Genomic DNA, 6825 nt, shown 5'->3' with positions numbered 1-6825 from the left:
AATATCCGGCCGCGGAAGACACTCGGCTGGAGGAAGCCATGTAACGTGCTCGCGGAGTTGATCGCGGGTGTTGCGTTAGCGTCCTGAATCCGCCCTGGGCTTTCTCGGAAGTCGCATGCAAAACTGCACTCTCGGGTTTCCGCGCGTACGTTCCCAGGGAATTGCCAGATTCATCGCAAGGTTCCTCGAGCGCCACTTGTTGTACTCGCTCTGTTCACGGAAGTGCAGCGGCGACGAAGGGTGTTCCATGAGTGTGTCGGACCGGTTCCGCAGGGGCTCTCCCCGCGACGAAGGGGCTGCTGAGGACGTTCCCACTCGCCCGAGCGGTTACCAACAGACCGCGAGCAAGCTGCATTCGTTCAACCGCTACGAGATCAAATACCTCGTCGACGAACTGCGTGTTCCACAGCTACGGGCCGAACTGGCCGCACGTATGGAGAACGACCCGTTTTCCCCGCGCGGCGGCTATCCGGTGACGTCGATCTACTACGACACCTCGAGCTTGCGGTTCTACTGGGAGAAGATCGAGGGGTTGAAGTTCCGCCGGAAGTTGCGGATGCGCCTCTACGGTTCGCCGCACGAGTGCACCGACGGCTCGTCGGTGCAGATCGAGATCAAGCAGCGCGTCAACCGGGTGACCCAGAAGCGCCGGATCGCCCTGCCCTACGGGGAGGCGCGGAGCTGGCTCGACGACCGTCAGGACGTCGAATGCGATCCGTCGCAGCGTCCCTTCGTGAATGAGGTGACCTCGTTGATCGGCAATCTCGATCTACGGCCGATCGTCACCACCGGGTATCTGCGGGAAGCGTTCGTCGGCGCCGATGCCGATCTGGGGTTGCGCGTGACGATCGACCACAGGATCCACGGCCGCGACCGCGACTTCCACTTCGCCTCGCCGGCAGAGAACCGCTTCACGATCCCGCCGAAGCTCGCGATCGTCGAGATCAAGGCGAATGAGCGTGTTCCCTACTGGGTCACGGACATGACGGCACGGCTGGACATGTCGGTGAACCGGATTTCCAAGTACTGCCAATCCGTCGAAGCATTCGGGCTCGCACCTCGATCCCGAATGGGTGCACCCGCACTGGTGATGTCCGATGACGCCAACGCATCCGTACCCACCGACATCTTCCGCGCCGTCCCGGCTCATTGATTCACAGACACAGGACAACTCGATGAATTTCGATCTTCAGGATCTCAGTGGAACGTTCACGACACTCGACATCGTCGTGTCGCTGTCGCTGTCGTTCGTTCTCTCGGCCATCATCGGCTGGGTCTACCGCTATACCCACAAGAACGTCTCCTACAGCCAGTCCTACGTGCAGACCCTCGTCATGGTGGGTATGGTCGTGGCGCTGATCATGCTCGTCGTCGGCTCGAACATCGCTCGGGCGTTCGCGCTCGTCGGCGCGTTGTCGGTGGTCCGATTCCGGAACGCCATCAAGGAAACTCGCGACGTCGGGTTCATCTTCCTGGTGATGGCGATCGGTATGACCACCGGCACCCGCTTCTACGTTCTGGCGATCGCCGCGACCATCGCGATATGCCTGGTCCTCGTGCTGATGAACAAGTTCAACTGGTTCAAGCTCGACGTACAGCGGCAGGTGGTGAAGGTCCAAGTGCCGCCGGAGTCCGGATACACCGACATGGTCTCCGATGTACTGATCAAGTACTGCTCCGAGTTCGAACTGGTATCCACCGAGTCCGTCCGCGGCGGTGCCCTGACCGAGCTGTACTACACGGCAACTCTGAAGAAGGGCAAGCAATCCAGTGAACTGATCACCGCATTGAACGAGGTCAACGCCGGCCAACGAGTCACCGTCCTCACCGGATACGACCAGACGGACATCTGATGGACGAGCACACGAGCGCGGAACCGCGAAAACGGTTGCGGCACCGGATTCCGACATCGCTTCGCCAACACTGGACGATCGCCGTAGCGCTGGTTGCCTTCGTCGCGCTCGTCGGGACGGTGTTCGGCACCAGCCGCATCCGCCCCTACATCACCGGTGACCCCACCGTCATCGCATCCGAGATCACCGAGAATATCGCGGGCACCGTCGACCTGTTCGACACGTCCGTCGACCATGAGGTGTCGATCGACATCAGCGACGTCGAGTACGACGACATGATCGACGCGTACGTCGACGACGGCGAGAAGGAGTGGGTCACCGCCGACGTCACCATCGACGGCACGGTGATCACCGACGTCGGTGTGCGACTGAAGGGCAACTCGACGCTCTCCGCATTGCGGGGCGGTATGGGCGAGGGCCCCGGTGGTGGCGAAGGCAGCGGCGGACCGCCCGGGGGCTCAGAACTACCAGGGGGCTTCGAACTACCCGACGATGTCGAGCTTCCCGAGGGCTTCGACCCTGCGGAGATGTTCGCAGGGGGTGAAGGCATGCCCGGGATGGGTGGTACCAGTATCTCGACGGACGATCCGACGTCGCTGCCGCTGCTCATCGACTTCTCCAAGAATGTCGAAGGCCGGGCGTATCAAGGTATGACACAGTTGTCGGTGCGGCCCGGAAGCCCGGTACTCAACGAGGCCATGGCGTTGTCGCTCACAGACGCGACAGACCAGCCGACCCAGCGTTACGCCTACACGGTGTATTCCGTCAACGGCAGCGCGACCGCCACGCGTCTGCTGCTCGAACATCCCGACGAGTCGTACGCGAACTCCCTGTTCGACTCGGACGGGTATCTGTACAAGGCCGATGCGTCGTCGAGTTTCACGTACGTCGGTGATGACCAGGCAGACTACACCGACCAGTTCGAGCAGATCAATGCCGAGGGCACGGGCGACGTCCAGCCGATCATCAGCTTCCTGAAGTGGATGGACTCGGCGAGCGACGAGGAGTTCGACGCACACCTCGCAGACTGGGTCGACGTCGACTCGTTCGCCCAGTACGTCGCGACGCAGAATCTGCTCGTGAACGGCGACGACATGTCCGGCCCCGGTCAGAACTACTACCTCTGGTACGACCTCGATACGAAGAAGATTTCAGTCGTGTCGTGGGATCTCAACATGGCGATGCAGGGCGGAACGACGGCAGGGCCGAGCGACACTGTGAGCATGGGTGGAGGTATGGGTGGGCCGGGTGGCAGGCGCGGTCAGGGTGGCGCTCCCGGCGCTGCAGCGACCGGTATGGCGCCACCTGAGGGAGCGACACCGTCCGAGGGGCGGACGCAGCCGAACGGCGACGGTGGGGAGGGACGCTCGATGGGTGGGAACACTCTGAAGTCCAGGTTCCTGGACTCCGACGCGTTCACCGATGTCTACGAGGCCGCGTACTGGGACCTGTACGAGCAGATGTACGGTAGCGGCCTGGCCCTCTCGATCCTCGACGGCCTTGCATCCGGTGTTCCGACCAGTGACGGTTTGACCGCGGAAAGCCTGCAGTCGAGCGTCGACTCGATGCGAACCTGGATTCAGCAGCGCACCGACGCGCTCGCAGCGATCTAGAAGCAAAGCGCGTGGACAGCCACAACCGCTTCGAACGGTTGTGGCTGTCCGTTACTGCCGTAAACTCGAATCAACGAGTGGCACAGGCGATGAGAGCGGCCACTACCAGTGCACCCAGCCCCACCCGGGAAGCGAGCCGTGCTGTGGGACCGATGTCGTCAGGTATGGGTGCCGGCCCGTCGCCCAGCGTGCCGCGGTCTTCGGTGCCGCCGTCGTAGACGTTGACACCACCGAGCTGCACACCGAGTGCTCCCGCGAACGATGCCTCCACCGGCCCGGCATTCGGGCTCGGATGCTTGTGCGCATCCCGTCGCCACGCGTGCAGTGCAGCGCCGGGCCGGGGGCCTACGCCGGCGGCGAGCAGCGCGGACAACCGCGCGGGCGCGAGATTGAGCAGATCGTCGAACCGTGCCGACGCCCACCCGAACTTCTCGAGGCGCGGGGTGCGATGACCGACTCGGGCGTCGAGGGTGTTCGCCGCGCGGTATCCGAAGAGCCCGGCGGGCCCGAGCAGGGCACCCCAGAAGAGCGGTGCCACAACGGCGTCCGACGTGTTCTCCGCAACCGACTCGATGGTGGCGCGGGCGATACCGTTCTCGTCGAGTCGCGACGGATCGCGTCCCACCAGATGTGTCACCTGCACCCGCGCGGCCGCGAGATCGCCGTCGCGGAGTTGGGCGTCGAGGGTGCGGGCCTCACGACCCAGGGAGCGGCCACCGAGAACCACCCATGTTGCTCCGGCGGTGACGGCGGTGCACAGCCAGGGCCGCGCGCGGGTGGCGCGGTCGGCGACCACGCCGAGGGCAGTTGCCGATCCGACGAGCACCGACGTGAACACCACACCGGCGGCGCGGTTGTCGGCGTAGAGGATCTTCTCCGTGGCGCGCGCGAGCCTGCCGAATCCGCTCACCGGATGCCAGCGACGGGGATCGCCGAACACCTGATCGGCCGCGTATCCGAGTGCCAGGCCTGCGGCTCTCGACGGGACTCTCACAGGATCGACCGCCACGCATCCGTCAAGGCGTCGGTCACTGCGCGGTCGCGGACGGCGATCCGCACCCACTGGTCGCCGAGACCCGGGAACGTGTCGCCGCGGCGTAACGCGAACCCCTTCGAACGCAACGCCTCCCGTGTTCCCTGTATGACCCGGACGAGAACGAACGGAGCGGCCGGGTCTCCCGCGACCTCGAGCCCGAGACCGGTGAGCGCATCCACGAGCGCGGCCCGGTCGGTGGCGATCTCGTCGGCGATCACGGTCGCCTCATCCGTCGCTCTCGGTGCGGCGCATGCGATCATCGCCGCGGCCGCGGGTGTCGACACCGACCACGGCGGTTGCTGCTCCGCGAGATCGGCAAGGACCTCGGGGTCGCCGACGACGTATCCTGCGCGCACCCCCGGGATCGCCCAGGTCTTCGTCAAGGACCGCACCGTGATCAATCCGGAGATGCTCTCGTTCGACAGCGATTCCGTTTCCCCCGGTATCGCATCCATGAACGCCTCGTCGATCACCACGACCCGGCCCGGGCGCACCAGCGACCGCAGGGTCGACGCCGGGTGCAGCACGGAGGTGGGATTGGTGGGGTTACCGACGATCACGAGATCCGCGTTGTCGGGCACCGCGTCGGTATCCAGCCGGAACCCGTCGTCGACGCGCAGCAGCACGCGCCGCACCTCGTGGCCGGCAGCGAGGAGCGCTGCTTCGGGTTCGGTGAACTGCGGGTGGACCACCACCGGCATCCGCCAGGGTCGCGCACGCGCGATCAACGTGAACGCTTCGGCGCCGCCCGCGGTGGGCAGCACCTCGTCGAGGCTGCGCTCATGTCGTCCGGCCAGCGCGGCGCGTGCCGCGCTGGGATCGGGATAGCGGTCGAGTGCATCGAGCGATGACCGCAGCGTCTCGTCGAGCCACTTCGGGCGCGGTCGCCGCGACACGTTCACCGCGAGGTCGACGAGACCGTCGGTGGCGTCGCGGTCGCCGTGATGATGCAGGTCCGGACCCGCGACACGCGGCATCCGAGGTGGCGCCGCAACCGGCGTCGTTACGCGGGCAGCGGTGACGAAGCGCTCCGCGAGCTGCGGATGCCCGGCCCAATGTGTGTGCAGGTACGACGCGTGCAGTGTCGCGGTGGAGAAGCCATCGGGACGTCCGTCCAGCAGCCACGCGGGGGAGGGGCCGGGTTCGACGGTGGTGCGGTGGAATTCGTGACCTGTCACCCGGGTTCCGGCAGGTCCGAGCAGGCCGTCGGCGGGTGCGATCGCAGTGCGGTAGCCGAGTGTGAGCCGTGGCGTCATGCGGGCGGAAGCGTCCAGGGCACCGACCATGTCGGCGCCGTCGACGTCCCTGCACAGATACAGCAGTCCGGCGCATTCGGCGACGGTGGGAACCCCGCCCGCGATGGCAGCGCGAAGATGTTCGCGCAAAGGAGCATTGGACGAGATGTCCGCCGCGTGCACCTCGGGGAAGCCTCCGCCGAGGTAGATGCCGGCGGTGTCGTCGGGCAGGGTCTCGTCGCGCAGTGGGTCGAAGGTGACCGTCCGGCATCCGGCTGCGCGCAGGATCTCCTCGGTCTCGGTGTAGCGGAACGTGAATGCTCGTCCCCCTGCGACGGCGATCACGGGGCCGTCGATGCCGGATGCGGGCGGCTCCCACGGTGAATCGGTCAGGTCGGGTGCGGATCGGGCGATGCGCACGACCTCGTCGAGGTCCAGGTGTTCCGCGATCTGCGACGCGAGCCGGTCGAGTTGCCCGGCGGCCTCGACACGTTCCTGTGCCGGCACAAGTCCCAGATGCCGCGACGGTGCGGAGATCCCGTCGTCGCGCTGCAGTACACCGAGCACGGGGATGCCGGTGGATTCGAGTGCGGCAATCACCTCGTCCGAATGTCGTGGCGACCCGGCCTTGTTCAGGATGACACCGGCGATGCGGACACCCCGATCGTATGACGCCATGCCGTGGACGACCGCGGCGATGGATCGCGACGCGTGTGAGATGTCGACGACGAGAATCACGGGTGCGCCCAGCAGTCCTGCGACGTGGGCGGTGGATGCGTACCCGTCGGTGCCGAGCATCCCGTCGTAGAGGCCCATGACGCCCTCGACGACCGCCATGTCGGCGCCGGTCGCGCCGTGCAGGAACAGGGGCGCAACCAGGTCGTTGCCGACGAGGTGCGGATCGAGGTTGCGTCCGGGCCGGCCGGTCGCGAGTGCGTGGTAACCGGGGTCGATGTAGTCGGGGCCGATCTTGTGCCCCGACACCGTGTGGCCGCGGCGACGCAACGCGGCCATGAGACCTGTTGCAACGGTGGTCTTCCCGTGCCCGGATGCCGGTGCGGCAACGACGAAGCGCGGAATCGTCACCA

5 protein-coding genes are annotated in these 6825 nt (G+C 65.9%); 3 read left to right on the top strand and 2 right to left on the bottom strand.

The features are described from left to right. The first annotated feature begins 247 nt into the window (after positions 1-247). From EV641_RS25980 to EV641_RS25970, 3 genes are read left to right on the top strand one after another with little or no spacing between them, the layout of a single operon-like run. Positions 248-1153 (top strand): polyphosphate polymerase domain-containing protein, encoded by a 906-nt coding sequence (locus EV641_RS25980; RefSeq protein WP_132475824.1) that lies wholly within the window; start codon positions 248-250, stop codon positions 1151-1153. A 22-nt stretch (positions 1154-1175) separates the two neighbouring features. Next, a complete protein-coding gene (locus EV641_RS25975; RefSeq protein ID WP_054719452.1) occupies positions 1176-1853 on the top strand; it encodes a DUF4956 domain-containing protein in 678 nt (225 codons plus the stop codon). After that, positions 1853-3466 carry a CotH kinase family protein gene (locus EV641_RS25970; RefSeq protein ID WP_132475821.1) on the top strand — a complete coding sequence of 538 codons (1614 nt, stop codon included), beginning with the start codon at positions 1853-1855 and terminating at the stop codon, positions 3464-3466. Before EV641_RS25975 ends, EV641_RS25970 begins: the two co-directional genes overlap by 1 nt. A gap of 70 nt (positions 3467-3536) precedes the next feature. Here the strand turns inward: EV641_RS25970 and EV641_RS25965 are convergent, their stop codons facing one another. After that, the gene (locus EV641_RS25965; protein ID WP_241997479.1) at positions 3537-4475 is read right to left on the bottom strand and encodes a cobalamin biosynthesis protein; all 939 of its coding nucleotides are present in this window, start codon (positions 4473-4475) and stop codon (positions 3537-3539) included. After that, entirely contained in the window at positions 4457-6823 is a 2367-nt protein-coding gene (locus EV641_RS25960) for a cobyrinate a,c-diamide synthase (protein ID WP_132475818.1), read from the bottom strand. Before EV641_RS25960 ends, EV641_RS25965 begins: the two co-directional genes overlap by 19 nt. Positions 6824-6825 lie beyond the last annotated feature (2 nt).

The organism is Rhodococcus sp. SMB37, from assembly GCF_004345605.1.
Taxonomy (GTDB): Bacteria; Actinomycetota; Actinomycetes; order Mycobacteriales; family Mycobacteriaceae; genus Rhodococcus.
The sequence above is the reverse complement of the archived record's forward strand: the minus strand, read 5'-3'. Positions and strand labels throughout refer to the sequence as shown.

What these genes read in the sequence shown, in the direction of transcription:
- EV641_RS25980 (WP_132475824.1), top strand. Translation starts at nt 248, where the DNA reads ATGAGTGTGTCGGACCGGTTCCGCAGGGGCTCTCCCCGCGACGAAGGG.
- EV641_RS25975 (WP_054719452.1), top strand. Translation starts at nt 1,176, where the DNA reads ATGAATTTCGATCTTCAGGATCTCAGTGGAACGTTCACGACACTCGAC.
- EV641_RS25970 (WP_132475821.1), top strand. Translation starts at nt 1,853, where the DNA reads ATGGACGAGCACACGAGCGCGGAACCGCGAAAACGGTTGCGGCACCGG.